At 63.3% G+C, this 24,419-nt stretch carries 20 protein-coding genes; 11 read left to right on the top strand and 9 right to left on the bottom strand.

Annotated features, from left to right (window positions below):
* The first annotated feature begins 105 nt into the window (after window positions 1–105).
* Window positions 106–894 carry a methanethiol S-methyltransferase gene (gene mddA / locus XH89_RS34875; protein ID WP_194464801.1) on the top strand — a complete coding sequence of 263 codons (789 nt, stop codon included), beginning with the start codon at window positions 106–108 and terminating at the stop codon, window positions 892–894.
* Between the two features lie 98 nt (window positions 895–992).
* Window positions 993–1,415, top strand: coding sequence for a GFA family protein (locus tag XH89_RS34870; protein ID WP_194464800.1), 423 nt, complete (start codon window positions 993–995; stop codon window positions 1,413–1,415).
* A 109-nt stretch (window positions 1,416–1,524) separates the two neighbouring features.
* Here the strand turns inward: XH89_RS34870 and XH89_RS34865 are convergent, their stop codons facing one another.
* A complete protein-coding gene (locus XH89_RS34865) occupies window positions 1,525–1,929 on the bottom strand; it encodes a BA14K family protein (RefSeq protein WP_194464799.1) in 405 nt (134 codons plus the stop codon).
* A 435-nt stretch (window positions 1,930–2,364) separates the two neighbouring features.
* Between XH89_RS34865 and XH89_RS34860 the strand changes: the two genes are divergently transcribed.
* The gene (locus tag XH89_RS34860; protein WP_194464798.1) at window positions 2,365–3,621 is read left to right on the top strand and encodes an aminopeptidase; all 1,257 of its coding nucleotides are present in this window, start codon (window positions 2,365–2,367) and stop codon (window positions 3,619–3,621) included.
* Between the two features lie 119 nt (window positions 3,622–3,740).
* Here XH89_RS34860 and XH89_RS34855 read toward each other — a convergent pair whose 3' ends face one another.
* Window positions 3,741–4,295, bottom strand: a complete 555-nt coding sequence (locus XH89_RS34855; protein WP_194464797.1) for a hypothetical protein — start codon at window positions 4,293–4,295, stop codon at window positions 3,741–3,743.
* Window positions 4,296–4,532: 237 nt separating this feature from the next.
* On the opposite strand from XH89_RS34855, the gene XH89_RS34850 reads away from it, so the two are divergent.
* A complete protein-coding gene (locus tag XH89_RS34850) occupies window positions 4,533–4,988 on the top strand; it encodes a cupin domain-containing protein (protein WP_194464796.1) in 456 nt (151 codons plus the stop codon).
* 74 nt (window positions 4,989–5,062) lie between these two features.
* On the opposite strand, the gene XH89_RS34845 is transcribed toward XH89_RS34850, so the two are convergent.
* From XH89_RS34845 to XH89_RS34825, 5 genes are all read right to left on the bottom strand, one after another.
* The gene (locus XH89_RS34845) at window positions 5,063–6,115 is read right to left on the bottom strand and encodes an amidohydrolase (RefSeq protein ID WP_194464795.1); all 1,053 of its coding nucleotides are present in this window, start codon (window positions 6,113–6,115) and stop codon (window positions 5,063–5,065) included.
* A 135-nt stretch (window positions 6,116–6,250) separates the two neighbouring features.
* Window positions 6,251–6,772, bottom strand: coding sequence for a hypothetical protein (locus XH89_RS34840; protein WP_194464794.1), 522 nt, complete (start codon window positions 6,770–6,772; stop codon window positions 6,251–6,253).
* Between the two features lie 66 nt (window positions 6,773–6,838).
* Window positions 6,839–7,657, bottom strand: a complete 819-nt coding sequence (locus tag XH89_RS34835; protein ID WP_194464793.1) for an MBL fold metallo-hydrolase — start codon at window positions 7,655–7,657, stop codon at window positions 6,839–6,841.
* Window positions 7,658–7,761: 104 nt separating this feature from the next.
* Window positions 7,762–9,288 carry a permease gene (locus tag XH89_RS34830; RefSeq protein WP_194464792.1) on the bottom strand — a complete coding sequence of 509 codons (1,527 nt, stop codon included), beginning with the start codon at window positions 9,286–9,288 and terminating at the stop codon, window positions 7,762–7,764.
* Entirely contained in the window at window positions 9,285–10,034 is a 750-nt protein-coding gene (locus XH89_RS34825) for an ABC transporter ATP-binding protein (RefSeq protein WP_194468719.1), read from the bottom strand. The genes XH89_RS34830 and XH89_RS34825 overlap by 4 nt, the downstream gene beginning before the upstream one ends.
* A 270-nt stretch (window positions 10,035–10,304) precedes the next feature.
* Here XH89_RS34825 and XH89_RS34820 point away from each other — a divergent pair, with 270 nt between their 5' ends.
* The 6 genes from XH89_RS34820 (at window position 10,305) to XH89_RS34795 (ending at window position 17,060) form a co-directional block, all read left to right on the top strand.
* Window positions 10,305–11,180 carry a branched-chain amino acid ABC transporter permease gene (locus tag XH89_RS34820; RefSeq protein WP_194464791.1) on the top strand — a complete coding sequence of 292 codons (876 nt, stop codon included), beginning with the start codon at window positions 10,305–10,307 and terminating at the stop codon, window positions 11,178–11,180.
* 4 nt (window positions 11,181–11,184) lie between these two features.
* Complete coding sequence (locus tag XH89_RS34815; protein ID WP_194464790.1) at window positions 11,185–12,336, top strand: branched-chain amino acid ABC transporter permease; 1,152 nt, start codon at window positions 11,185–11,187, stop codon at window positions 12,334–12,336.
* A complete protein-coding gene (locus XH89_RS34810) occupies window positions 12,333–13,091 on the top strand; it encodes an ABC transporter ATP-binding protein (protein WP_194464789.1) in 759 nt (252 codons plus the stop codon). Before XH89_RS34815 ends, XH89_RS34810 begins: the two co-directional genes overlap by 4 nt.
* Before the next feature lie 3 nt (window positions 13,092–13,094).
* On the top strand, window positions 13,095–13,883 hold the full coding sequence (locus tag XH89_RS34805; protein ID WP_194464788.1) for an ABC transporter ATP-binding protein: 789 nt from the start codon (window positions 13,095–13,097) through the stop codon (window positions 13,881–13,883).
* A gap of 59 nt (window positions 13,884–13,942) precedes the next feature.
* Window positions 13,943–15,781: a long-chain fatty acid--CoA ligase gene (locus XH89_RS34800; RefSeq protein ID WP_194464787.1), complete on the top strand. Its 1,839-nt coding sequence runs from the start codon at window positions 13,943–13,945 to the stop codon at window positions 15,779–15,781.
* A 79-nt stretch (window positions 15,782–15,860) separates the two neighbouring features.
* A complete protein-coding gene (locus tag XH89_RS34795; protein ID WP_194464786.1) occupies window positions 15,861–17,060 on the top strand; it encodes an ABC transporter substrate-binding protein in 1,200 nt (399 codons plus the stop codon).
* 173 nt (window positions 17,061–17,233) lie between these two features.
* Here the strand turns inward: XH89_RS34795 and XH89_RS34790 are convergent, their stop codons facing one another.
* Complete coding sequence (locus XH89_RS34790) at window positions 17,234–18,358, bottom strand: lysozyme inhibitor LprI family protein (protein WP_194464785.1); 1,125 nt, start codon at window positions 18,356–18,358, stop codon at window positions 17,234–17,236.
* Window positions 18,359–18,460: 102 nt separating this feature from the next.
* Window positions 18,461–19,192, bottom strand: a complete 732-nt coding sequence (locus tag XH89_RS34785; protein WP_194464784.1) for a transglutaminase-like cysteine peptidase — start codon at window positions 19,190–19,192, stop codon at window positions 18,461–18,463.
* Between the two features lie 619 nt (window positions 19,193–19,811).
* Between XH89_RS34785 and XH89_RS34780 the strand changes: the two genes are divergently transcribed.
* Window positions 19,812–24,299 carry a VCBS domain-containing protein gene (locus tag XH89_RS34780; RefSeq protein ID WP_246767696.1) on the top strand — a complete coding sequence of 1,496 codons (4,488 nt, stop codon included), beginning with the start codon at window positions 19,812–19,814 and terminating at the stop codon, window positions 24,297–24,299.
* The last annotated feature ends 120 nt before the right edge of the window (window positions 24,300–24,419 follow it).

The raw sequence follows: 24,419 nt of genomic DNA, 5'->3' as shown, positions 1-24,419 counted from the left end.
GTCGTCTCAGCTGAAAATCAACGGTCCGCGAAAGTCTTCCACGGTCCGGCCCGGCATGGTGCCGAGGCCAGACAGTGCCGATGCCTCGGCACAACGGAGCTTTCCATGACCCAACTCGATCATCAGGTTGATTCCATTGGCCCGGCGGCTGCGGGCTCGCGCATGTTCAAGTTCATCGCTTTTCTCTACGGAGTGGCGGCGTATCTCGTGTTTTTCGTCACCATTCTCTATGCCATCGGCTTCGTGACGGGGCTGTTGGTGCCGAAGACCATCGATATCGGAACCGACACGCCGGCCGCTGAAGCCATGATCATCAATCTGCTGCTGATGACGCTGTTTGCGGTTCAACATAGCGTGATGGCGCGCCAGCGCTTCAAGGCGTGGTGGACGCAATTCGTCCCCAAGCCGGTCGAGCGCTCGACCTACGTGCTGTTCGCGAGCCTGTCGTTGCTGCTCCTGTTCTGGCAGTGGCGTCCATTGCCCATGGTCATATGGGACGTCGCCAACCCCAATCTTGCCGTGACGCTGATCACGCTGTCGTTCGCGGGCTGGGTGCTGGTGTTCACCTCGACCTTCATCATCAATCATTTCGAATTGTTCGGATTGCATCAGGTGACTAGCCATCTCGTCGGCAAGCAGGCCGCGCCGCCGCGGTTCAAGACGCCGCTGCTCTACAAATTCGTCCGTCATCCGATCTATCTCGGCTTCATCATCGCCTTCTGGGCGGCACCGACCATGACCGCAGGCCATCTGCTGTTCGCGGCCGTGACCACCGCCTACATCTTCGTCGGCATCGCGCTGGAGGAGCACGATCTCGTCGATCTCTTCGGTGACGAATACCGGCAGTACAAACAACGGGTGTCGATGCTTATTCCCTGGCGAAAGTCGGTGTAACCTTGCCATGCCGCCGCCGCGTCCATCGAAAGGAGGATGCGGCACCGGGGGGCACGGAGGAAAATGTCAATTACAAAGACTCATAAACGGAGAACACGATGACTCATGTCGGGAACTGTTTTTGCGGCGCGGTTGCGCTCGAGGTCACGGGGGAACCGGAGGCGATGGGATATTGCCACTGCCGGTCCTGCCGCTCCTGGTCGGGCGGCCCGGTCAATGCGTTCAGCCTGTGGAAGCCCGAGGCCGTGCGTGTCACGGCCGGTGCAGAGCATGTCGCGACCTACGCCAAGACGCCGCTCAGCGAGCGTCAATTCTGCAGGAAATGTGGCGGCCATCTCATGACCAATCATCCGCCGCTCGGCATGATCGACGTCTTCACCGCCACGATTCCGACGCTCAAATTCGCGCCCGGCGTCCACGTCAACTACGCCGAGACGGTCCTGCCGATGCGCGACGGCCTGCCCAAGCTGAAGGATTTCCCCGCCGAGTTCGGCGGTAGCGGCGAGATGATGCAGGAGTAGAGGGAGGCGAGCCGGCTCATGCAAATCCGCCCTGTCCCGTGAGGGAACAGGGTGGATGGAGCTTCGGGAGATTGATCCAAGCCGCCCGCGTTTGGCGCGGGCGATCTTGTCACGGGCAGGGATGGCGCCGGCCGTCGTTGCCGAGATAAAGGCCCGTATTTGGATTGTAGGATCTGTAGCGCCGCATGCAGTATTCGATGTCGCCTTCCGGCGGCGGTCCGTAGGCCGCGGGCGGCGGATAGGCCGGTCCGTAGTAATAAGGCGAACCGTAATAATAGGGCGCAGCCATCGCGCCGCCGATGATCGCGCCGGCCGCCAGTCCGCCGACGAACGCGCCGCCGCCCCAGCCCCAGCCGCGATGTCCATGCCACCGCACCTGCTCGATCTGGCCGGACGCCGCCTGCGCCATCGCGAGCGGCTGGCCGAGCGGCGCCGCCGATGCCGCGCTCAAAGTCGCGGCCGACAGGCACGCCAGCAGACAAGCCCCGGCAACGAATCGAAACGATTTCAACATTGGTGGTCTCCTCATGATGCGGCACTGCGCGCCGCATCATGAGTGATAGTGCGACCGACGAAATGCGCTGAATCAAAGTTTGGACAGGGCGATGTGATGGGATGCAGATGCCGCCGTCCGGATTCGCAAGGCGGGTCTCTCTTTCGCGATCCCGAGGCCGGAGTGCAATGGAGGCGCCGGGGATAGATGGCGCCGCTGCATCCCGGCCGTATGTGGCGGCCAGAATTCATCGCGCCGGCATCGAGGCCCTTAACTCACCCAAAAATGACCTCGGCCTTGCGCCGGCGCCGGTCGGCCGGGTGCTGAATCGGCAACGCGTTGAAAACCAAAATGCGAGAAACTCCGTATCTTTCACGTCTCGCAAGACGCTCGCACACTTGTGTCTCGTGATGTTACACTTAGATTGAATGACAGACTTTCGGCAGAGGACCCGGCATGACCGATCACCGCAATACTCCTACGTCCATCGATCCCGTGAAGCTCGACCGGCTGGCCGAGGTGGCGGTGAAGGTGGGGCTGGGCTTGCGACCGGGACAGGATCTGCTTCTGACGGCGCCGGCGATCGCGCTGCCGCTGGTGCGCCGGATCGCTGCGCACGCCTACAAGGCCGGCGCCGGCATCGTGACGCCCATCCTCTCCGACGAGGAGATGACGCTGGCACGCTACCGTTACGGCCACGACAATAGTTTCGATCGTGCCGCCAACTGGCTGTATGAGGGCATGGCCAAGGCGTTCTCGGAGAACACCGCGCGGCTTGCCATCGTCGGCGACAATCCGATGCTGTTGTCCGGCGAAGATCCGTCCAAGGTCGCGCGCGCCAGCAAGGCCAATTCCATGGCCTATCAGCCGGCGCTGGAAAAGATCGTCAATTTCGACACCAACTGGAACATCATCGCCTATCCGAGCCCGTCCTGGGCGAAGCAGGTCTTCCCTGATGATGCGGAAGAGGTGGCGATCAGCAAGCTTGCAGATGCGATCTTCGCGGCATCCCGTGTCAACCGCGAGGATGCCATGGCCAATTGGGCGAGCCATAATGCGGTGCTGCGCGAGCGCACCAACTGGCTCAACGGCCAGCGTTTCCGCGCGCTGCAATATTCGGGTCCCGGCACCGATCTCACCATCGGGCTGGCCGACGGCCATGAATGGGAAGGCGGGGCCTCGCTCTCCAAGAACGGCATCAGTTGCAATGCCAACATCCCGACCGAGGAGGTCTTCACCACGCCGCATTGCCGGCGGGTTTATGGCCATGTCGTGAGCTCGAAGCCACTGTCCTATCAGGGCACGCTGATCGACAACATCGCGGTGCGCTTCGAGGACGGCAAGATCGTCGACGCCAAGGCTTCGCGCGGCGCCGAGGTGCTGAACAAGGTGCTCGATACCGACGAGGGCGCACGCCGCCTCGGCGAAGTGGCGCTGGTGCCGCATTCCTCGCCGATCTCGCAGAGCGGGCTATTGTTCTACAACACGCTGTTCGACGAGAATGCGGCCTCGCACGTCGCGCTCGGCCAGTGCTATTCGAAGTGCTTCGTCAATGGCGCCCAGCTCACGCCGCAGCAGATCGCCGCGCAAGGCGGCAACCAGAGCCTGATCCATATCGACTGGATGATCGGCTCGGCCGAGACCGATATCGACGGCATCCTGGCCGACGGCAGCAAGGTGCCGGTGTTCCGCAAGGGCGAGTGGGCGAAGTAACTCTGCTGCTCGTCATGCCCGGGGCTTGTCCCGGGCATCCACGTTCTTCGTGCCGCAAGGCGTGGATGACCGGGACAAGCCCGGCCATGACGGTCGTGAACGATTGAGGCGCCAAGCACTCACGCCGCCGCGTTACGCAGCGTCGGGTTGTTGTCGATGCTGAAGCGGTTGAACAGGGTCGTGAACGGGCTGCCGTCAGTGGCCCGTACGATGGCGTCGGAAGCCGCGACCGCTTCGTAGAGTGCGCCGACCGGGTCCTTGGCCTCCGGCAGATCCAGGCGCGCGCGGATTTCCTCCCTCGCTTCGTTGACGTCGTCCTCGTCGTCGAGTGTCGCTTCCAGCGCATCCGCCGCACGTCGCATTTGCTCGAGATCGCCGCCGGCGGAGAATTTGAGGATGTCGAGCCAATAGGGGCGGGCGACGACCAGCTGGACGAACGCTTCAAAATTCCCCGCGATGATCCCGGCCCGGCCTTCCGATGACACGTAGAGCACATTCTGCGACGGCAGCAGCACGAAGGCGCCGCCCGAACTGTCACTGCCGATCTGCCGGGGGCTTTCGACGCCGTCGATCGTGAACCAGGGTTCGTCGTCCGCTGCGAATGAGACATCGAGACGACCGAGCCAGGCGACGACCTCGCTGTCGGCTGTCAGAACCTCTGGGGTCAGGGGCATCGATCGGGCTCCTTCTGGGTCGTCCCGCGCACTTTGTCGCACCCCGGAAAAGATGGGTTCATGTGCGCGAATTTGCAGGGAAATCCCGACGTTAACCGATTCGCATCTGCAACTTGCGGTGGATTGTCGGGGCCTGCGTAAGGAAGAATTAAAAACCGGCTATTAGCGTTCCCAACATCTTTTGAAACAATCCGGGATTAAGCCCGGTTAATCATATTGTACCTCCTGGGGAAGCAGATGTCGCGGGCAATGATTGAAATCGGCAGTTGCAATGTGGATCTGGAGTTGCGGCCGATCGAGCCGGCCTGGATCATCGAAGGCAACCCGGTCTCGCGCTCGCACATCCTCTCGACCAGTTCGGACGGCACCTCCTCGACCATCATCTGGTCCTGCACGGAAGGCCGTTTCAACTGGTACTATGATTTCGACGAGACGATCATGATCCTGGAAGGATCGATCGTGCTGGAGAGCGACGGGCTTCCGCCAAAACGCTATGGCGTCGGCGACGTCATCTTCTTCCGCGACGGCGCCCATGCCAAATGGCATGTCGAGGGCCACGTCAAGAAGATCGCCTTCTGCCGCAAGACCAATCCCGCGGTCATTGGCTTCATGGTCCGCGTCGTCAACAAGCTGAAGCGGATGCTCCTCTCGCCCGGCGAGCGCCGCCCTGCCAGCCTCATGGGTGCCGGCTAGTCATTTTCACGGACGCTTCCCAGCGGCCACGACGGAAGAGGGGGCGGGATCAACATCCCGGCCCCTCTTTTGCGTCATGACGGCAGTTCAAGCCGGTAGACATCGGTCGCGGTCTGCGAGAACAGCGCATTCTTCTCCGCCTCGCTCAACGGCGCCGCGATCCGTTTGAAGGCGTTGAAGATCACCTGGTAGCTGCACTGGCCCTTGTCCGGCGGAAAATTGCTCTCGAACATCGCGCGCTTCGGCCCGAATGCCTCGATGCAGGTGTCGACATAGGGCTTCCACGCGGCGGCAAGCTCCTCGGAAGACGGCGGCCTCTCGCGCAGATGGAAGTCGTAGCCGAGCAGGCACATCGCGAGCCCGCCGAGCTTCACCACGACGTTCTCGCAACGAGCGATCTGCTGGATCGAGGCGCGCCACTGCGCAAACACCTCTTCGCGCCGCCCGGCAAAGCGGCCGACCCCGGCCGGCCCGCCGCAATGGTCGAGCACGATTCTGGTGTCGGGGAAGGCACGAGCCAGTTCAGTCAGCTCGCCGATCTGCGGATGAAACAGCCAGGCATCGAAACTGAGGCCAAGCGGTGCAAGATGGGCAAAGCCCTTGCGGAAGGCTGGATCCTGCAGCAGTCCCTTCGGACGGGTCGCATACATACCGGCGACGACGGGATCCGGATCCCACGCGGATGAATGCCTGATGCCGCGGAAACGGCCATTGCCGGCGGCGATTTCCGCCTCCAGCACCGGCCTTGCCGCATCGCCGAGCAAAAGGCTCACATGGCTGACGATGCCGGCGCAGATCGCGGCCTTGCCGTAACCACCGCTCGCGCTCATCGCCGCCACGCCGTTGGCGAACTCGACCTCGCCGACCGGCCTGAATGCTTCGGGCCCGTGCGCGCGGTACATCGAGCGGCAATCGACATAGACGGTCGCAATGATGTTGTGGCCGGAAGCGATGTCATCAGCCATCTCCTCGATCAGATAGCGATGGCCGCGATTCCAGAGATGATGATGCGGATCGACGATCGGCCTGAAGGGATCGATGATCTCTTCCTGATGTTGCGCGAGCCAGTCCTCGCGCGGCTCGATGAAGAGCCCGCTGGTGTTGGCGGGCAGACCGCTTGCAGCCATCGAAATTCGCTCCCTCATGTTTTTATGGCGGGAGCCTAGCACCTGATCGCGCCACGCAGCAGCGCGCGTTGCTCAGGGCACCTTGGCAGCGACGGAAGAGGTTGCAGCGAGCACGTGGCAGCCGCCCGGAATCCGTCACGCCTTGCGCCGCGTCGCCCTCACATCGACCACCAGCCGCCAGTCGGTTGCGGTCGTGGGCTTGACCTCGCCGAGCCAGTGAAAGGATTCGCCTGTGATTTCAACGAAACTCCAGCGCGTGAGGTCTCCGGCTTCGGTCGTGCCTTCCTGCACGATATCCTCGCCGTGCGGGCGGCCGATCTGCTGACGGAACACGCTGCGTCCCGGATCGAACCAGGAAATCCGCCACGCGGAAATGGTGGGGTCGTAGACGCGTAGTGTCGTGCCGTACCAATTGCCGGCGACCGGGAAGGCGGGACTGCCCGCGGCGCGCGGAATGATCCAGACGTCCTGGATGGCGCGTCCCTCCAGCACCCAGCCGAAATGGATTTCGCCGGGTGCGGTGTGTTTCGTTCCATCCGCCCCGTGGGCGGTGATCTCGGCATCCCAATCGCCGACGAAGCGGCCGTAAAGCTGGAGCGCCGCCGCATGCTCGGGGTTGGGTCCATCCGCGTGCAACAATCTCTTGAAGTCGCTCATGTCGATCTCCTGTTGCTCAGGAGGACAGCACGACCGGCCGTCATCCGGCTTGGAGAAAATTGCGCGTCAAACCCCGTCGAGGATGATTACCGTCGGCGTCGTCGGCAGCGTGTCCCGCGAGATCCGCAAGGAACGTTCGATGCGGCGGTCGATCTCGAACTGCTTGCCGATGCGTTGCATGAACTCGTCGAGCGGGGTGGCGAAGCGGTGCATCGGCAGCACCACGGAGGCACGTAAGCGCCTGGTGATCTCCGAGATGCCATCGAGCGACATGGTGTAGGTGCCGTCGATCGGCACCATCACGATGTCGAGCCGGCCGATCTGGGCGAAATGGCTATCGTCGAGCTTGTGATGCAGATGTCCGAGATGACCGATGCAGAGGCCGGCGACCTCGAAGATGAAGATCGAATTGCCGTCGCGGATCATGTCGGTGCCGGAATCGTCGCCGAAATAGCGGCGGATGTCGGTCGTGACGTTGCGGATGAAGGTGTCGCCGATGCGCTCCGAAATGGCAGCCGGCTTGCCGTCCTCGCCCCAGCCATGCAGCACATGGGGAATGCGCTTGTCGGGATTGAGCGAATAGTGAGTGCTGTGCGCCCGGTTCATGGTGACGACGTCAGGCAGCCGGCCGACCTGATAGGCGCCGCTGTAATCGGTCGCGATGCGCACCCCGCCCGGCGTATCGATGAAATAGGTGGAGTGGCCGGCATAGGTGATCTCGACCTCTGGCGCCGCGGCGGCCGCCTGCCGGAAGACGACCGGCATGGCGCGGGGCGCCGCATTTGCCATCGCGAGGCACTCGCTGCGTTGAGGCGGCTGCTGGGCGAGGGCAGGCGAGAGACACGCGCTCAACAGCGCAAATGCCGCCGAAATCAATCGCCGCATGACTCCGTCCTCGATGACTTCAGGGGAAGTCTAGCGTGCAATCCGGCGCGTCGCCAACAGGGCGCGATCAACAGCGCGTCAGTGTCGCACCGTCACTCCCGCCTTTACTCGCGCTTTGGGCTGAACTTCCAGGTCATCGCCACCATGCCCGCGGTGATCAGGCCGCTGACGATGCCGGCGGTCGGCAGCGTGAGCAGCAGCGCGGCGGTGGCGGCCCAGCCGATCGAGGAGAAGGCTTCGGCGAAGGTCGCAAGCCGCGACGAGGTCTGGCGGCGGCGGAATTGGCTGCGGCGGGCCTGGACCCGGAACCAGAGCTGGATTGCGGTGGCGGAGGCGGCGCTGATGATGATCGTGGCCGCGGTGATCGCGGCCTGGAATGGCGAGGCGAAAACCAGTGCCGCAACCAGCGGGCTGAAGATGACGGCGATCGCGATCAGCACCACCTCGATCTTGGCGCGGATGACGCTGGACGGCGTCAGCGGTGCGGTCGCGACCAGATCAGGGGCGTCCTCGCCCGAGATCGTCAGCCAGGCGAGCCCGCCGGCGAGCTGTCCTGCCGCCATCACGATCACGGGCGTGATCAGGGTCAGAGCCGCAGAGCTGTCACCAAAACTGCGCCACAGCAGCAGCGCCGGCGGCACCAGATAGAGCAGCTGCATCAGTGTTTGCGAGATTAGCCAGGGGTCGCGCCAGAGTAGCGTGAACTCCTTGCGGCGTAGGGCCTGTTGGCGCGAACCGCCGCGGAACGGCCGCTCCCTTGCGCGCTTGCGGCTGGATGAGCCGTAAGCGGCGGCGTCGATCGCGGTGTCGGCGAAGTGGCCCGAGAAGATCGCCATCACGCATCCGAGCAGCATGAGCCCCAGCGCGAGAAGCAGCAGCAGCGCCTCGCTGTCGCCCATGGTTGCCCGCGCCGGCCACCACCAGATGCTGTCGATGTCGGGCGCATGCGCGGCGAGGGTGCCTGAGGTCAGGATGGTGAAGCGCGACAGCGTGCCATAGGAGATGATCGCCGCGACCTGGAGCGCGATCACGAAGCCCGCGCCGATGATCGCGGCCAGGATCTGGGCGACGAAGCGCGTCCGCGCCGGGCCGATCAGGCGAAACAGCAGAATGGTGACGGCAATCGCGATCGCGGCCGCCGACAGGCCCATCGCGACCACCACGCCGAAGGCGCTGAGCCAGCGCGCGCCGCCGCCGATCACAAGCACGTCGATGAAGGGCGTCGAGAACAGCAGCGCCATCACCGTGACGCTGAGCGCGATCGCGGCGATGCGCACCGAGAACAGATTGGCCAGCGTTGCCGGTGAGGACATGATGAGGTCGAGGTCGGCGCGGGCGTAAAACACCCGTGTCACCGATTCGATCGCCTGTGACAGCATCAGGGTCCAGGCGAGCAAGATCGTCGCCGAGATCACGATCAGCGAGGATTTGTCGAGCGGCAGCTGCAGATTGGCGAAGCGGCCGATCACGGCCCAGGCCGGCACATGCAGCAGTGCAGCGAAGAACAGCAGACCGACGACGGCGGCGCGGGCGCGCCGGCGCCGACCGCCCGTCATCATCGCGAACCATTCGCGCCAGGCGAGGCGGAGCTCGTGACGGGCAAACCAGGACAGCGCGGTCGCCGAGCTCATGCGGCGTCCTGGAGCGTCACCAAGGCGATGAAGAGATCTTCGAGACTCGTGTCGGCATGGCCGTTCTGCTGGCGCAGCTCGGTCAGCGTACCCTCCGCGACCAGGCGGCCGGCGGCGATCACGCCGATGCGGTCGGCCATGCGTTCGGCGACCTCGAGAATATGCGTCGTCATGATGACGGTGCAGCCGGCGCGGACGCGATCGCTGAGCAGTCCCTTCACATGGCGCGCCGAGACGGCATCGAGGCCGGTCAGCGGCTCATCGAGGATGATGAGGCGGGGGTCGTGCACCAGCGCGCCGGCGAGCGCGACCTTCTGGCGCATGCCCTTGGAGAAGCCTTCGCAGCGTTCGTGCCGGTGCGGCTCGAGCCCGAGCGAGCCCAGCAGCTCCTCGGCGACCGGTTTCGAGGCGGACGGCGCGATGCCCCAGAGGCCGGCGACGAATTCGAGATATTCGAGCGGGGTGAGCTTGTCATAGATCATGGGCTCGTCGGAGACCCAGGCCATCACCTGCTTGGCCGCGACAGGATCCTGGAGCGCATCGATGCCGAAGATCGCGACGCCGCCCTCGTCGGGCCTGAGCAGGCCTGCGACCATGCGCAAAGTGGTGGTCTTGCCGGCGCCGTTGGGGCCGACCAGCGCATAGAATTCGCCGGCATGGATGGTGAGATCGAGGCTATCGACCGCCAAACGGTCAAAACGCTTCGTTAACCCTCGGACTTCGAGTGCCGAGCTGTCCGGCTTCATGACGGCCACACTAACAGGTTTTGCATCGGTCGCGACCATGACCCCAAGATGTTTCGGCACGGTGAATCGCGCTGCCGCAAATTCCGGCATCCATCTTGGACTAAAGGCAAGACGCCCTAGAAGTCACCGTTTGTTGACAGCGCGCGGGCGTTCAGGCTGAATTGCCGCCGGGACAAATGGCGCGCGCGGTGCAACGACCGCGTAGCGGCTGGACACAAGATGCGGCAAGGCGGTCATCAGAACCGCTGGTTGTATCGGGAGGACGCGGCGATGCTGGATTTCGTTCAGCAGCTGGTCAGCGGTGTTGCACTCGGCTGTGTCTACGGCCTGATCGCGCTCGGCTTCGTGCTCGTCTACAAGGCCACCGAGGTCGTCAATTTCGCCCAGGGCGATCTGATGATGCTGGGCGGCTTCTTCGCCTTCACCTTCATCGGCATGATGGGGCTCAACTACTGGGTCGGCTTTGCCGGTGCAGTGGCCGCGATGGCGCTGTTCGGCATGCTGGCGGAGCGGATCGTGGTGCGGCCGATCCTCGGCTATCCGCAATTCTCCATCATCATGGCCACCATCGGCCTCGGCTATTTCCTGCGCTCGGTCGCAGGCATGATCTGGGGCACCGACGATTTCAAGATCGAGACGCCGTTCAGCCAGGGCGTGCTGCGCATCGGCTCGCTGGTGCTTGCCCATGACAAGCTCTCGGTGATCGCCGCGACCATCATCCTCTGCACGCTGCTCTGGCTGTTCTTCAACAAGACCGCGCTCGGCACCGCTATGCGCGCCAGCTCCGAGAACATGCTGGCGGCCTATTACATGGGTATTCCGGTCAAGCGCGTGGTGTCGATCGTCTGGGCGATCAGCGCGGCCGTGGCGACCTGCGCCGGCGTGCTGCTGGCGCCGATCACCTTCATTCACTCCAATGTCGGCCTCGTGCTCGGGCTCAAGGCATTTCCGGCCGCCGTGCTCGGTGGCTTCGGCTCGATCCCCGGCGCGGTGGTCGGCGGCGTCCTGATCGGCGTGATCGAGAGCATGGCCGGATTCTATCTGCCCGAGGGCTGGAAGGACGTCGCGCCCTACATCGTGCTGCTGGTCGTGCTGCTGCTGAAGCCCGAAGGCCTGTTCGGCCTTCACGCCCGCAAGAAGGTCTGAACGCATGCGCTTCCTGTTCAAGACCGACTACGAGGACGACATCAGGCTGTTCCCGCATTCGGGCTATGTCGTCTCCTATGGCCTGCTGTTCGCGGTGCTGCTGATCGCACCCTACGTGCTCTCCAGCTATCTGATGAGCCAGCTCGTCTTCGTCTGCATCTACGCAACCGTCGGCGTGGCGCTGCTGATTCTGACCGGCTTTACCGGACAGGCCTCGCTCGGACACGCCGCGTTCCTGGCGATCGGTGCCTACACGGCGGCCTATTTGCAGAAGTACAATGTGCCTTTCCCCGCCTATTTCCTCGCCGCAGGCGCCCTGACCGGCTGTATCGGCGCGCTGGTCGGCTTTCCCGCGCTGCGGCTGCAAGGCATCTATCTCGTCATCGCCACCATCTCCTTTGCCTTCATCGTCGAAGAGATCCTGGCGCGGTGGGAGAGCGTCACCAACGGCAATGAGGGCCTGCGGGTCAAGGCGCTGTCGCTGCTCGGCGTGACGGTCTCGCGCGACAGTCCGACCTTCTATTTCCTTTGCCTCGCGGTGCTGGTGCTGACCATCGTCGGCACGCTGAACCTGCTGCGCTCGCCGACCGGGCGCGCCTTCGTCGCGATCCGCGACAGCGAGACCGCGGCCCGCAGCATGGGCGTCAACGTCGCGCTCTATAAGGTCAAGTCCTTTGCGATCTCGGCGGCGATCACAGGCTTTGCCGGCGTGCTGTTCGCCCACAAGCTCTCCTTCATCTCGCCGGAGATGTTCACACTGCAGCTCTCGATCGAGTTCATCATCGTGATCCTGATCGGCGGCACCTTCAGCCTGCACGGCGCGGTGCTGGGGGCGATCTTCATCGTGATGATCGATCCGTTCCTGACCTATTTGAAGGACGACATGCCCGGCATCATCGCCGGCATCGCCACGACCTTGGGCGCAGGGACGGCGACCGCGGGAAACATCCAGTCCGAGGTGGCGGCCTTCGCCTCGCTCAACGGGTTGAAGGGCGCGATCTACGGCATCATCATCGTGCTGTTCGTGCTGTTCGAGCCGCTCGGGCTCTACGGCCGCTGGCTGAAGATCAAGCTCTTCTTCCAGCTCTTTCCGCTCTACAAGCGCGCGACCTTCAAGCGGCAGAAGATCTACGTGAAGTCGGAGCGGAACCGATGAGCTATTTTCGCGCCGAGAACCTGTCGCTGCATTTCGGAGGCCTCAAGGCCGTCGATGCGGTGTCGTTTGCGGTCGAGAAGGGCGAGATCCTCTCAATCATCGGACCGAACGGCGCCGGCAAGAGCTCGATCTTCAACCTGATCTCGCGCATCTACCGGCCGACCTCGGGCCGCATCTTCTTCGAGGACCAGGACATCACCGAGCAGCCGCCTTACGACATCGCAAAGCTCGGCATCGCCCGCACCTTCCAGAACATCGAGCTGTTCGAGAATGCCACGGTGCTGTCGAACCTGCTGGTCGGGCGTCACCGCCATTCCACCACGCAGCTCTGGCAGGAATTGCTGTTCCTGCCGAGCGTGCGCACCAACGAGAAGGTTCATCGCCGCCGGGTCGAGCAGGTCATCGAATTCCTCGATCTCGAGCCTTATCGCGACAAGCTGATCTCGGGCCTGCCCTACGGTGTCCGCAAGGTGATTGAGCTCGCGCGAGCGCTCTGCTCGGAGCCGAAGCTGATCCTGCTCGACGAGCCGTCCTCCGGCCTCAATGTCGAGGAGACCGACGACATGTCGTTCTGGATCCGCGACATGAAGAGCGAGCTCGGCGTCACCGTGCTGATGGTCGAGCACGACATGTCGCTGGTCAACCGCGTCTCCGACCGCGTCATCGCCCTGAACTACGGCCGAGTGCTGGCGATGGGCTCGCCTTCGGAGGTGCAGCAGCACCCCGACGTCGTCGCCGCGTATCTGGGAGCGTAAGCGATGGATGCGAGCGCGGCGCCCGATATCATCCTGAAACTCTCGAACATCGAGAGCTATTACGGGCCGATCATGGCGATCCGCGGCATCTCGCTGGAGGTGCCGCGCGGCCGCATCGTCACGCTGCTGGGCGCCAACGGCGCCGGCAAGACCACGGTGCTGAAGACGATCTCCGGCATTCTCGATCCGCAGAAGGGGTCGATCGAGTTCATGGGCAAGCCGATCCAGCGCATGGAAGCGGACAAGATCGTCCGTCTCGGCCTCAGCCATGTGCCTGAAGGACGCGAGGTGTTCCCGTTCCTCTCGGTGCGGGAAAATCTGATGATGGGTGCCTATCCGCGCAGTGACCGCGACGGCGTGGTGGAAGACCTGGAGCGAGTCTACGGCTATTTCCCGCGGCTGAAGGAGCGCATCAACCAGCCGGCCGGCCAGCTCTCCGGCGGCGAGCAGCAGATGCTCGCGATCGGGCGCGCGCTGATGAACCGGCCGACGCTGCTGCTGCTCGACGAACCCTCGCTCGGCCTCTCGCCGATCCTGGTGAAGGAGATCTTCACCATCATCCGCCGCGTCAACGAGGAGCAGGGCATGTCGATCCTGCTGGTCGAGCAGAATGCCCGCGTGGCGCTGGAGACCGCGCATTACGGCTACGTGCTGGAGATCGGCCGGGTCGTGATGAACGACAGCTGCGACCGCTTGATGCATTCGCAGGACATCCAGGAATTCTACCTCGGCGCCAAGGAAGCGGGCGCGCGAGGCGAACGGCGCTGGAAAAAGAAGAAGACTTGGCGATGAGAACCTGGCGATGAAGAACTTGGCGATGAGCCATCAGGGGCGACAAGAAGGAGACGCGCATGGCCCGAGCGGCGGTGCTGACGGTCGCTGATACGATCGCGAAGAGCTTCTTGCGCGCAGCAGAGCTGCGCGGCGACAGGCCCGCGATCCGCGAGAAGACGTTCGGCATCTGGCAGCCGACGAGCTGGCGCGAATGGCTGCAGATATCAAAGGAAATCGCCTACGGCCTTCGCGCCGTTGGTTTCATGCCGGGCGATGTCGCCTCGATCATCGCCAATGCCGTCCCGGAATGGGTCTACGCCGACATGGGCATCCTGTGCGCCGGCGGCGTCTCCTCGGGCATCTATCCGACCGACTCCTCGGCCCAGGTCGAATACCTCCTCAACGATTCCACGACGCGCGTGATCTTCGCCGAGGACGAGGAGCAGCTCGACAAGATCCTCACCTGCCGTGCGCGCTGTCCGAGCCTGCACAAGGTCATTGTGTTCGACATGGAGGGCCTCAGCGGCTTCTCCGACGACATGGTGATGTCGCTCGACGAATTTCGCGCGCTCGGCCGAAATTACATGGTCGGCCGCGAGGCGCTGTGGCAGGAGATGGTCGACAGCCGGAGCGCTGATGATCTCGCCGTCCTCGTCTATACGTCCGGCACCACCGGCCCGCCCAAGGGGGCCATGCACGCCAACCGCAGCGTCACGCACCAGATGCGGCACGCCAACGACTTCATTCCCGCGCGGGAGGACGAGGACCGGCTGATCTTCCTGCCGCTCTGCCACGTCGCCGAGCGCGTCGGCGGCTATTACATCTCGGTCGCGCTCGGCTCGGTCATGAACTTTGCCGAAAGCCCCGAGACCGTTCCCGACAATCTGCGCGAGGTGCAGCCGACCGTGTTCCTCGCGGTGCCGCGGATCTGGGAAAAATTCTATTCCGCCATCACCATCGCGCTGAAGGACGCGACGCCATTCCAGCAATGGGTCTATCGCCGCGCCATCAAGATCGGCTACCGCATGGTCGATTGCCGGATCGAAGGCAGGGCGCCGCCGTTGGGCTTGCGCATTGCGAACCGCATCGCCTATCAGCTCGCCTTCCGCAACATCCGCCGCATGATTGGCCTCGACCGATGCCGCATCGCCTTCACCGGCGCGGCGCCGATCGCGCCGGATCTGATCCGCTGGTATCTCGCGCTCGGCATCGACATGCACGAGGTCTACGGCCAGACCGAGAATTGCGGCGTCGCGACCATGATGCCGGCCGAGCGCATCAAGCTCGGCTCGGTCGGTACGGCGGTGCCCTGGGGCGAGGTCGCGCTCTCGGGTGACGGCGAGATCCTGATCAGGGGCGATTTCCTGTTCATGGGCTATCTGAACCAGCCCGAGAAGACCGCGGAGACGATCGATCATCGCGGCTGGCTGCACACCGGCGATGTCGGCACCATCGACAATGAGGGCTTCGTCCGCGTCACTGACCGCATGAAGGACATCATCATCACCTCGGGCGGCAAGAACGTCACGCCGTCGGAGATCGAGAACCAGCTGAAATTCTCGCCCTACATTTCGGACGCCGTCGTGATCGGCGACAAGAGGCCTTATCTCACCTGTCTCGTGATGATCGACCAGGAGAATGTCGAGAAATTCGCCCAGGACCAAGACATTCCCTTCACCAATTACGCCAGCCTGTGCCGGGCCCGCGAAATCCAGGATCTGATCTGGCATGAGATCGAGGGCGTCAACGTGAACTTCGCCCGCGTCGAGACCATCAAGAAATTCTACCTGATCGAGCGCCAGCTTACCCCGGAGGACGAGGAGCTGACGCCGACCATGAAGCTGAAACGCAATTTCGTGAACAAGCGCTACGCCGCCGAGATCGACGCGATGTATCGCGAGCGCGCGGTGGCCTAGATCATCTCGTTCCAGAAACAGCGAAGCGGTGATGGCCCCGCCCTTCGCATCAAACGGGGCCTGAGGAGAGGAGACGTCAATGTCGAAATCGTTGAAAGCGGTCGGCCTTGCTGTGAGTGCGCTGGCGCTCACCTGTCTGCCAGCCGCGGCGCAAACCAAGGTCACCAATGAGGGCATCTCGGCAAGCGAGATCGTCATCGGCACCCATCAGGATCTGTCGGGCCCGATCAAGGTCTGGGGCGTGCCTGTCTCCAACGGCATGAAGATGGCGGTCGAAGAGATCAACGCGGCCGGCGGCATCCAGGGCCGCAAGATCAAGATGATCCTGGAGGACAATGGTTACGACCCGAAGAAGGCGGTGCTGGCCTCGCAGAAGATGGTCGAGCGTGACAAGATCTTTGCGATGATCGGCGGGATGGGCTCGCCCACCGTGCTCGCCGCGCAGGACATCCTGTTCGATGCCGGCGTGCTGCAGCTGTTTCCGCTGACGGCCGCCGAATTCACCTTCAAGTTCGATCCGGCCAAGCCGCAGGAGCGGCTCAAGTTCAACAATCTGCTGCCCTACGTCGAGAGCACGCGGGCGGCGTTGAAATACATGATGGAGTGGAAGAACTTCAAGAAGCCCTGCATCATGCATCAGGACGACGAGTACGGAAAGAACGTGCTCGACGGCTTCAATCAGCAGCTGACCGCGATGAAGATCCCGGCGGCGTCGGTGACGAGCTACAAGCGCGGAGCCTCCGACTTCAGCGCGCAGGTCGCCAAGATGAAGTCGGACGGCTGCGATCTCGTCGTGCTCGGCACCGTGATCCGCGAGACCATCGGCGCGATGACGGAAGCAAAGAAGCTTGGCTGGGACGTCACCTTCCTCGGCGCCACGCCAACCAACGTGCTGGAAGTGCCGACGCTGGGCAAGGAGGCGGTCGAGGGGCTCTATGCCGCGAGCGGATTCGAGATTCCCTATGAGGACACCGCCAAGGGCAAGGTCCACGACTGGCTGATCAACTACAAGAAGATGTTCGGCACCGACGCCAACACGCAGGCGATCATCGGCTACAACGCGGTGATGACGTTTGCGTTCTACGCGGACAAGGCCGGCAAGGATTTGACCGGTCAGAAGATGCTCGATTCACTGGAGTCGGGCCAGAAATTCCTCGACATCTTCAACTCGCCGCCGACCAAGTTCTCCAAGACCGACCACCTTGCCAACACCATCACCCAGGTGCAGCAGGTCAAGGGCGGCCGCTGGGTGCTGGTGAAGGACAATCTGATGTTTTGATCTTCGCTTACCCTCCCCTGGAGGGGGAGGGTCGCTTCGCATGGAGCGAAGCGAAATGCGGAGCGGGGTGGGGTGACGGTCTCTCCGCAATGAATGCTGCTCGAGTGGAGAGATCACCCCACCCCGCTCGCGCCGCGCGCGATCGACCCTCCCCCTCCAGGGGAGGGTAAGAGCTACGATCCCCCACCCGCCGTCCCTGAATTGACGGGCGCCAATTCGTCCTCGCGGCAGCGCCAGCCATCCGTGCCTTTCACGAAAGCAAACGTCCGCTGGATCCTCAACCGGCGCGTGACGTTGAAGGCGGCCGCCGAACGCTCCTTGTTGGCGGTGCCCGGTTGCGGGTGGCCGGTGCCGGCGTCCCAGCAGGTGCCGGTGCAGGTGGAGGCGACCTTGCTGCAGGTGGTGAAGGGCGCCAGCACCACCATCTCGATCTCGCCGGTGACCTGCGCCTCCTGGTCGGTCACCTGGCTGTCGAGCGCGTAGACGCGGTTGATGCGGAGGAAATTGCCGCACGCATTGGCGGCGTGGATGCGCGCGGCGCAGAAATCGACGGCGTCGGTGTCGGGTTCGTGGGCTGCGACCTGCCGGCCGAACACCTTTTTCGGGTCGCCCCTGGCGGCTGTGATCTCCTCGGTCTTGCGCTTGAGATGATCAGCGAGACAATCTTCCGCGGAGCCGAGCTCTTCGAGCGGCACATTCTCCTTGCCGACCAGATTGCACTTGCGATCGCGCTCGCGCGTCCATCGGCCGTATTCGGCGAAGGCAAAGCGCGCGGCGGTCGGGTCGAGCTTGCTGATCAGTGCGAGCACCTGGGCGTTGAGCTCGGTCTCGGTCAGCGCCAGTGATGGATCCGCGCAGATCAGCGCACCGGCTGCGGTGTTGGCCGCAAGACAGTCGAAATCCGGATCGTGCACGATCGCGGCGCGATCCTCGGTCACCTTGAGCAGGCAGGCCTTCACCCGGTCGAAATCCTCGGTGTGAACAGCGCTCTGGCCGACGATGCCGCAGCCGAGATTGCGCTGGCGGATCCAGATCGCGTTCTCCTCGATCGCGGGCAGGCGATCGGGCAGGCGGGCCAGCCGCGCCTCGATGGCCGTGCTCAGTTTCTCGGCGGCCGCAGACAGCTCCGGATCACCGCAGAACAATTGATTGCCGGGGTCGCGGATCGCCTGGCAGTTGTTTCTGGAAAACAGCGGCAGCCGGTCGGCGATGGAGGGAGCTGATGTGCCCGATTGCGCAAAGCCTGATGCCGCCGGCCAAGCCAGCAGCGCAAGCACAGTCAGCACGATCAACCGCATTCCCGTCGCCCCCGCATCGAGGGCGCCATGCTAGCGTCCTGGACCGGTGCGCGAAACGGATTTGTGGCGGATGGTCGTATGAGGTCCGGGCTACAGGACGATTCAATGCGCCTCGGGGCCGAGCATCGAGAACTGCACGGGCTCGGCGACATATTTCAGCACGGCGGACTGATACAGCACGAACAGCGGCTGGTAGGTGCGGGCGTTCTCGTCCTCGACCATCGCCATGCGGCGGTTGTCCAGCATCAGCCAATGGCCGTCGAGCCTGGCCGCGGCGACCGCATGCTCTTCGCCGGCCCTGACGTCGCGGACCACGACGATGCGGAGGTCTTCCGCGGCGACGCCGGCAAGCCGCAGTGCGGCGAGCTTGGCGATGGCATAGTCTTCGCAGTCGCCGGCCCCGCGCGCGAAGGTCGCAAGCGGCGAGCTCCAGACGTCATCAGTGCCGTCGCTGGCGGCGCGGATGGCGAGATTGATGGCGCGGTTGGCCTCGCCGAGCCGGGCGCGTCCGTCGCGGCTGCGGGCCTGGTCGACGATGGCGAGCAGCTTCAAGGCCGCGGGCGACGCGCAATTGTCGCGATCGCCGTCGCACAGCGCGAGCTGCACCATGTCGTCATCGAGCTTCTCCTTCAACGCGAACCATTTCTGCCGCAGGTTGCCGGCGGAAATGGCGAACGCGAACACGCCGAACGGCTCGGCGGACTTGCGCACGAGCACGCCTGGGCCCGGCGACAGCAACGTGCCGGCACGAAGATCGGCGGCTGAGCCGAGAAGGATCAATCCGCATAGAGCAATGATGACGCGCCAGGCGCGCCGCTGAGCGGCGGTCTCCATCTGACATCCCCTTCCCGGCTTCGCTTTGGTCCCGTCGACCTCAACGTGCCGACTTTGTTGCTTTCGCGGAGATAGTGCGAGCCGTGCCGTTTTGTTCCGCTTAACGCGCCGGGGCGGGGCCGCCAAAACCGTGGGGCAGGCTGAAGCGGGCCTGCCCAAATTGCGTAAAATTTTGCGAATCGCCGGCTAGGAGAGGGCCGGACGCCGCGCAATCGAGCCGATTACAAGCATGGGTTGTAGCGGGGGCAGTTCCGGGTCTTATGGCTAATGACCCGCTATTTCACGGGTTCTGTTAGTTGGCTCACAGATTTTGTTCCGTATTTGCCGCAGGATGGTGCGGGGCACACCGAACAAAAGATGACTCAAGTATCTGTAGACAGATCTATACGGTCGAATACATGGGGCGGCGGGACGTGCGGCCAGATCAACGAGACTAAACCGGAAAAAGCCGCAAGAATGACTTCATTTTTTCTAGGGATGTCGCCGTAAGCATAGTCACCGAAAGCCAAGTGACGCCAAATCACACAAGCAATGGATGGTTTCGCTAAGGACTTGGTAATGGTATGCAAGCTTAGGCGGTCGATACTTTCATAAATATTAACCCTTTTTCGGTGCCCGGTTGAATTACGCTGGCAAATTTGACGCCGCGCTCTCCTTGGATGGCCAGGGTTTCCGCGCGCCCGCCTCCGGGCATGTCGATTCCTTTACCGCGAAGGCTCACGGCCACGTGCCCGACGGCGCGGTCGTCATTGCCGACCCCAATCTGATCTTCCACGGCGAATTCAAGCGCACAGGTCTCGATCTCGTGCTGTCCCATGACGGCCACGACATCGTCGTTCACGATTATTTCAGGGGCGACAAGCGCGCCGCGATCGCCTCGCCCGACGGCGCCCATCTCACCGGCGACATCGTCAGCGCGCTTACCGGCTACGTCCAAATTGCCCAGGCCGCGCCCGGCGCCGCCACGGCGCAGGTCATCGGTCACGTCACCAAGCTGACCGGCAGCGCGACCGCGATCCGCAACGGCGTCTCGGTTGTCCTGAACAACGGCGACAATGTCGAGAAGGGCGACGTGGTCTCGACCGGCTCGGAATCGACGCTCGGCATCACCTTCATCGATGGCACTGTGTTCGGCCTGTCCTCCAATGCGCGGATGGTGCTGAACGAGATGGTCTACGACCCCAACGGGTCGAACAACTCCTCGCTGCTCAGCCTCGTCGCCGGCACCATCACCTTCGTCGCCGGCGAGACCGCCAAGCACGGCGACATGAAGATCGATACGCCGGTCGCCACCATGGGCATCCGCGGCACGGCGGTGCTGACCGAAATCAGCTTCATCATTCCGCCGGCGACGCCGACCAATCCGAACCCCGAACCCCAGCCGCAAGCCAATTTCCAGGTGCTGGTCGAGCCGAACGGCACCACCGGCTCTTACATCCTGTTCGACAAGCTGACGCTGCTGCCGATCGCGACGGTCAATCAGGCCGGCCAGATGATCCAGATCAGCGGCGGCAACGTCTCGGTCAGCAACGCGCTGCTGTCGCCCGACGTGCAGAAGCTGATCACCGACGTGTTCACGCTGAAGTTCACGGACAACAACACCAACACCAAGCTGACCACGAACTTCACCGACACCATCACGCAGAACGGCAACATCGTCTTCATCAAGACGGACACCGGAGCCACTGCGACCGCGACCTTCGCCAACACCGTCAACACTGGCACCGGCCCTGGGCAAGGCGGGACCGACAAGGGAGTAGATCGTTTTCCCGGCCCGCCCAAAGCGCAGAGCCTTGATCTCAACGGCAACGTCGCGTCGTCGTTCAAGCTGACCGAGCACGCGAACGCGACCGCCGACCATTCGGACGGGACCGGCGACGCCGTTGGGCCTGACACCGTGTCCGGCCGGATCACATTCGTCGATCTGAATCTCGGAGACCGACCGACGGTATCGGTGAATCTCGCTGATGCACCGAACTATGTCTACAAAGACTCCGGCCAGCATGATGTCACCGCCGCGCTCACTGCCCTGCAAAAGCTGGACATCGCGGCAACGCAGATCCAGATCAGCGTCGTTCCCGACGCAGCCAACAACAACAACGGTTCAGCAGTCTGGACCTACACGATTCCCGACCACGTCTTCGACTTCCTCGGAGCCGGGGAAACGCTGACGCTGACCTACATGGTCCGAGTCGACGACAATTTCTCGGTCAACCCCGAAGCCACGACCATCCCGATCACGATCACGATCACGGGCACCAACGACAAGCCGACTGTCGCGACGTCTGGTGGGACCGTCGTCGAGAAAGTCGGGACCGGGAATACTGTGCTGGACACCATGACCGGTACAGTCACCTTCACCGATGTCGATCTGACGGATCGGCCGGTCGTCAGCGCGGCGCTCTCAACCAACCAGCCGTTCAAATATCTCGACGCGCACGGCCAAGATATCACCTCGTCCCTGACGCCAGAGCAGCTTGCTGCAGTCACTGCGGTCGAGGTGCCGTTGACCGTGGTGCAGGGCGTGGCGAACAGCAATAACGGTTCCGCGACCTGGACGTACAGCGTTCCCGACCACCTGTTTGATTTCCTCGCCGATGGTGAGACGCTGGTTCTCAACTACGTGATTCAGGTTGACGATGGTCATGGCGGCGTCGTCAGTACGCCGATCACGGTGTCCATCAATGGCGCCGATGTCAGCGTCGAGGGAACCAATGACGTGCCCACGATCGTGGGCACGTCGACCACCCCGACCGGCGCGGTCATCGAGGACACGGCGGCGACCTTGTCGGCTGGCGGCATCATTACTTTCAACGACCCCGATCTCACGGACACTCATACCGCGAGTTACGTTCTGAAGTCGACGACGTCGACAGCGCATCTGCCCGGCTTCAACGACAACACATCTCATATTGGTACGTTCGCGCTCACTTCGGTAAGCGAGACCCCGGGCGTCAGCACGGTCGGATCGGTCGGCTGGAGCTTTGCGCTCGACGACAGGGACGCGGTGCTGCAGTCGCTGGCGGAAGGCCAGACCATCAACCAGGTCTACACCGTTACGATCGACGATCTTCACGGTGGCACGGTCACCCAGGACGTCACGGTCGCCATCACCGGCATCAATGACGCGCCGACGATCACGAGCAGCGCGGCCGACGCCACGGGCGCCGTGACCGAAGACACAGGATTGACGCTGCTGGTCGGTGGCACGCTGGCCATTCAGGATCTCGACCTGATCGACACCCACACTGCTGCGGCGGTGTTCAAGTCGTCGACGTCGAGCGCGCATCTGCCCGGATTCGACGACGATACGCCGCTTGGCACCTTTACGATTGATTCGGCGGTGACGGAGTTGAACACCGACACCGATAATGGCGCCACGCTGGGCTGGCATTTCAGCCTCGACAACGGCAACGCGGTGCTCCAGTCGTTGGCCCAGGGCCAGTCGATCACCGAGGTCTATACGGTCACCTTCACCGACAATCACGGTGCACAGGTGTCGCAGGACGTCACGGTCACGATCAACGGCGCCAATGATGCGCCGACAATTACGAGCGATGCCGCGGCGGCCATGGGCGGGGTGGTCGAGGATGCGGCCACGCCGACATTGTCGACCGGCGGCACGCTGGCGATCCAGGATCTCGACCTGATCGACACGCACACGGCGACGGCCGTGTTCAAGTCGTCGTCCGTCAGCTCGGCTCTGTCCGGCTTCGACAGCAATTCGCATATCGGCACATTCACGATCGATCCGTCGGTGACGGAGTCCAGCAGCGACACCGACAATGGCGCGACGCTGGGCTGGCATTTCTCGCTCGACGACAACGATCCGGTGCTGCAGTCGCTGGCTGAAGGCCAGGCCATCACGCAAGTCTACACCGTCACCTTCATCGACAACCACAACGCGACGGTGACGCAGGACGTCACCGTCACGATCACCGGCGTCAACGACGCACCGACGCTCGATAGCACGACTCTGGTCTCTGTTGCCGGCAACCAGAGCAATCCGGCCGGAGATACCATCAGCGATCTCTTCTCGGGCAAGTTCCACGACGTCGACGACGGCGCGAGCTTCCAGGCCATCGCGGTCACCTCGGACACGGCTGCGTCCACCGAGGGCGTCTGGCAATACGAAGTCGCCGGCACCAATCAATGGGTCGACATCGGCTCGGTCAGCGACACCCATGCGCTGGTGCTGGGCACCGACACCCTGATCCGTTTCGTGCCGGCCAACGGCTTCACCGGCACGCCGGATCCGCTCGGCGTCCATGCGCTCGACGACACCTATACCGGCGGCATCACGACCGCCGTGTCGCCGGCAACGATCGACATCACGGCGATGAGCACCGACGGCACCGCGCCGGTCTCGGACAAGGCCGCCACCATCAGCACCATCGTGACCGCCCCCGCCGGCGGGCCCGTGATCGACACCGATCGCTTCTACGTCGTGCATGACGGCGAGGCCGGTACCGACACCATCTTCAATCTCTCGGTGACCGACACCGATTCCGGCGCGTCGACGGATGACTTTACGGTCACGGCGATCACTGCTCATGCGCCCGGCAGCAGCGTCGATCTGTCGCCAACGTCAGGCTTGCTCGACGACATCAACACGGCCTTCAACAATGGTGTCACCTACAATCCCGGTGCCACGCCGCCGAACACCGACCAGATCACGCTGACGGTCACGGACAACACCACCGGCGCCTATGACGCCGTCAACTTCATCTTCGACGAGGCTGGCGATACCAGCAATGGCATCACGCTGACCGGCACGGCCGGCAAGGACGTCATCTTCGCACCCACGACCGGCGATACGCTGACCGGCGGCGGCGGCAAGGATCAGTTCGTGTTTGCGCCGGGCTCGACCGGGGATACCGCCACGCACACCATCACCGATTTCATCGAAGGCCTGGACAAGATCGACCTGCGCCAGTTCTCCGGCGTCAGCTCCATCAACAACCTCACCATCATTCAGGACGGCAGCGACACGCTGATCACGTGGCAGCAGCAGATCAGCCAGTCGGTGACCGAGCATGAGAAGCTGACGCTGCAGAATATGACGGCCACGCTCAAGGCCAGCGATTTCATCTTCCATATCACCTGATGGGCGCCGGATCCGTCCGGCGGGCCGGCGATGAGCGCACCGCTTAACCGCGAACGAAAATCCGCAATCCTCGGCCATCAGGGAATGGCCAACGGCGCGCGAACGCTCCATGATCGGCTC

This window comes from Bradyrhizobium sp. CCBAU 53340 (assembly GCF_015291645.1).
Classification (GTDB): domain Bacteria; phylum Pseudomonadota; class Alphaproteobacteria; order Rhizobiales; family Xanthobacteraceae; genus Bradyrhizobium.
The sequence above is the reverse complement of the archived record's forward strand: the minus strand, read 5'-3'. Positions and strand labels throughout refer to the sequence as shown.

Excerpts from the sequence above, each read along its gene's own strand:
- XH89_RS34845 (WP_194464795.1), bottom strand. The coding sequence starts at position 6,115 with ATGGCTGCAAGCGGTCTGCCCGCCAACACCAGCGGGCTCTTCATCGAG.
- XH89_RS34860 (WP_194464798.1), top strand. The coding sequence starts at position 2,365 with ATGACCGATCACCGCAATACTCCTACGTCCATCGATCCCGTGAAGCTC.
- XH89_RS34810 (WP_194464789.1), top strand. The coding sequence starts at position 12,333 with ATGAGCTATTTTCGCGCCGAGAACCTGTCGCTGCATTTCGGAGGCCTC.
- XH89_RS34830 (WP_194464792.1), bottom strand. The coding sequence starts at position 9,288 with ATGAGCTCGGCGACCGCGCTGTCCTGGTTTGCCCGTCACGAGCTCCGC.
- mddA (WP_194464801.1), top strand. The coding sequence starts at position 106 with ATGACCCAACTCGATCATCAGGTTGATTCCATTGGCCCGGCGGCTGCG.
- XH89_RS34800 (WP_194464787.1), top strand. The coding sequence starts at position 13,943 with ATGGCCCGAGCGGCGGTGCTGACGGTCGCTGATACGATCGCGAAGAGC.
- XH89_RS34835 (WP_194464793.1), bottom strand. The coding sequence starts at position 7,657 with ATGCGGCGATTGATTTCGGCGGCATTTGCGCTGTTGAGCGCGTGTCTC.
- XH89_RS34855 (WP_194464797.1), bottom strand. The coding sequence starts at position 4,295 with ATGCCCCTGACCCCAGAGGTTCTGACAGCCGACAGCGAGGTCGTCGCC.
- XH89_RS34840 (WP_194464794.1), bottom strand. The coding sequence starts at position 6,772 with ATGAGCGACTTCAAGAGATTGTTGCACGCGGATGGACCCAACCCCGAG.
- XH89_RS34815 (WP_194464790.1), top strand. The coding sequence starts at position 11,185 with ATGCGCTTCCTGTTCAAGACCGACTACGAGGACGACATCAGGCTGTTC.
- XH89_RS34820 (WP_194464791.1), top strand. The coding sequence starts at position 10,305 with ATGCTGGATTTCGTTCAGCAGCTGGTCAGCGGTGTTGCACTCGGCTGT.
- XH89_RS34805 (WP_194464788.1), top strand. The coding sequence starts at position 13,095 with ATGGATGCGAGCGCGGCGCCCGATATCATCCTGAAACTCTCGAACATC.
- XH89_RS34865 (WP_194464799.1), bottom strand. The coding sequence starts at position 1,929 with ATGTTGAAATCGTTTCGATTCGTTGCCGGGGCTTGTCTGCTGGCGTGC.
- XH89_RS34790 (WP_194464785.1), bottom strand. The coding sequence starts at position 18,358 with ATGCGGTTGATCGTGCTGACTGTGCTTGCGCTGCTGGCTTGGCCGGCG.
- XH89_RS34825 (WP_194468719.1), bottom strand. The coding sequence starts at position 10,034 with ATGAAGCCGGACAGCTCGGCACTCGAAGTCCGAGGGTTAACGAAGCGT.
- XH89_RS34870 (WP_194464800.1), top strand. The coding sequence starts at position 993 with ATGACTCATGTCGGGAACTGTTTTTGCGGCGCGGTTGCGCTCGAGGTC.
- XH89_RS34795 (WP_194464786.1), top strand. The coding sequence starts at position 15,861 with ATGTCGAAATCGTTGAAAGCGGTCGGCCTTGCTGTGAGTGCGCTGGCG.
- XH89_RS34785 (WP_194464784.1), bottom strand. The coding sequence starts at position 19,192 with ATGGAGACCGCCGCTCAGCGGCGCGCCTGGCGCGTCATCATTGCTCTA.
- XH89_RS34850 (WP_194464796.1), top strand. The coding sequence starts at position 4,533 with ATGTCGCGGGCAATGATTGAAATCGGCAGTTGCAATGTGGATCTGGAG.